This is a genomic window from Brevibacillus dissolubilis (genome assembly GCF_006170445.1).
Taxonomy (GTDB): Bacteria; Bacillota; Bacilli; order Brevibacillales; family Brevibacillaceae; genus Brevibacillus_B; species Brevibacillus_B dissolubilis.
Genome location: NZ_VCNA01000022.1, coordinates 1 through 2,624, shown reverse-complemented (window position 1 = coordinate 2,624; position 2,624 = coordinate 1). Strand labels below are relative to the sequence as shown.

At 45.7% G+C, this 2,624-nt stretch carries 2 protein-coding genes; both read left to right on the top strand.

Annotated features, from left to right (window positions below):
* Positions 1–287 precede the first annotated feature (287 nt).
* Entirely contained in the window at positions 288–545 is a 258-nt protein-coding gene (locus FGI41_RS24505; protein ID WP_139492915.1) for a hypothetical protein, read from the top strand.
* A gap of 625 nt (positions 546–1,170) precedes the next feature.
* Positions 1,171–2,139, top strand: coding sequence for a helix-turn-helix domain-containing protein (locus FGI41_RS24500; protein ID WP_139492914.1), 969 nt, complete (start codon positions 1,171–1,173; stop codon positions 2,137–2,139).
* Positions 2,140–2,624 lie beyond the last annotated feature (485 nt).

Genomic DNA, 2,624 nt, shown 5'->3' with positions numbered 1-2,624 from the left:
GAAGCGCGGTAACGCGTGGAGCTGACGAGTACTAATCGGTCGAGGACTTATCCACATTACTTGCATGCTTGCTTCCAGTTTTCAAGAAACAACCGGAGCCGGTCGACGACAGACTGGCTTTTTTCATGCCTAAAAAGACCTCCTCTGCAGGGGGTCTTTTTTTCATTGTTCGGGAATTCCTCCCCCAACAGTGACATAGTGATGTAGTACTAAAGTGATTTAGTGATGTAGTGACGGGCTATTGCCCCGAAGAGGGGGGCAAAAAAGAGAAGAGGGGGCAGCAGTAAATGACCACACCGAACCGAAAAGAACGTTCAGACAAAAAAGTTCGTATTTTTCCATACCTCACTCAAGAAACCTACCGCAAACTCAACCGGCTGGCCAAAGCCTGTGACATCTCCCCCCACGAGCTGGCCACCGAAATGGTTGAAGCTCTGGTGGCCAATCCATCCTTCATCAACTGGATCCAGGACAAGCATCGTGTAGACGCCTCAGATCCCCTCAGAGTCGTTCCATTGGTCCAGAATGGTAAAGTATCCTACTGATCAACAAAAGCCCCTCAGAAGCCGTTTTAGAGGCCTCTGAGGGGCTTTTTATTACAAGACTCTATTTTCCCATTGCAATGGTGGAAGGATTTGCTAGACTAGACTAAGCTTCAAAACCAAAAAGACCACCCTGCGTTTTCCCCAAAACCGGTGGCCTTCTCGTAAAACGAGACAACAAGCAGCAAAAAAACAAGATGCACTGAAGAGGACTCAAGAAAAGCTACCGCCGGGGAGAAGCGCCCGCAGCAGAATATCTTCTTCTTGCGTGCTCGCGGCCTAAAGGGACCTGTAACCCAAACTCCAAGCACAACGCACAGGACCCGACAGAACCAGGCATGGTAGCGTGGTGTGACGTGGTGTAGTGTGATGTGGCGTGGTATGGAAGCACGGACACGGAATGGACAGAATCCAGAACCGAATCGGGCATAGGAATTCAGGAACCAGAGCATACGCCCCGGAGATTTTTAAACAGGATCCAACCCTAGGATAACCGGGGAAAACTCCCGCGGACAAAGGGTCAAACAATAGGATCAGGCCTCGTATAAAATGCCACTTGACTATTAACTTACGCTAATGGTAACACGCATGTGTTTCTTCTGGCAACAATTTAAGGGAGAGATGAATTATGGCAAAAGACATGATAAAAGACGATCTGAGAGTGTTTGTAGTACCGGTTGAAATCCTTGATGTTCCTGACCTCGACATCTATGAGCAGATGGTGTATGTTGTGCTGCGCTCATTTTCCAATGCACGGGACAATTCTGCCTTCCCGTCCTATGAGACAATCGCCAAATTGGGCCGCATGAGCCGCCGCAAAGCAATCGATGCAGTTAACCAGCTCGTTGAAAAAGGACTCGTCGATAAAGAGACCCGTATGACCGTCACCAAACACGGAAAAATCCGCAATACCTCAAACAATTACACCCTAAAAAGACCGTCTCAACCAGTGCACAATATGCACCCGGATAGTGCACGCTGTGCACTAACCCCCGTGCACGACATGCACCCCCCCAGTGCACAGCGTGCACCCGAACATAATCATTTAAAAAAATCATTTAGAAAATCTTTAAAAGAACATAACAACGTATCTACTACTAGTCAGTCAGTCAGTCTTTTTAAGGTACCTAGTATAGCTGTCACTGTTTTTGAAAGAAACGGACTGACGGACAGACTTGAGGACATTGAAATGGTGTATGCTTCTCTCCAAAACGAAAAAGGCTTCAGCGATGCAATCTTTATTCAAGCTATTCAAAAAAACGCAGTGCAGCGTGAAGCCATGAACAAAGACAAATCATCCAGGGCATTCCAGAACTACCTGCTCAAGTCGATCATGAACAACATCAAAGAACACGCTCACTTCGAATCGCAGCTTTACCGCACGCATTCCCAAGAAGACGAAATCCAGATTGATCCCGATAACGATGATCCTGTCATGGCTGTAGCTCTCCCTATCGTCCAAAAAATGAAACGTGCCGGCTACCCCATCTCACTGATCCACCAGTCTGCAGTCGAAGCGATCCAAGAGAAGTTCCAAACCAAGGACTGGGGCGAAGCAAAGATCCTGTTCAAAGAACTAAACATCCTGAACGTCTAGAAGCCTCTCTAAGCGATTTTTAATAGAATAGGTATCAAACCATACCCCTCTACCCAAAAATGGCAACACGGTGCCTTCTAGGCCGTATAAGAGGCATCCTAGCTTCAATCCCTGCCCAAACATCTTGAGTCACACCCCTAAACAGGGATAAACCTATGCAATCCATAAATTGGGGGTTGATTTCAACAAGTGAAACATGCTAGATTATTAGTCCGGCCATGAGATTTCATTTTTGATAAGACATTTGATGAATTACCAAAAATTTAATCTTGATTTTAAATATTTAAACATGATATATTTAGATGGTCGCTCTGATAAAACAAACATAAATGTTTAAAAAGTATGTTTGAGAGTGCAGGAATGTTCTTTGAAAACTGAACAGCGAAAGCAAATGATAATTCAGCCAAGCAACAAGTTTTTGACCTAGATCAACTTCAACTTTATTGGAGAGTTTGATCCTGGCTCAGGACGAACGCTGGCGGCGT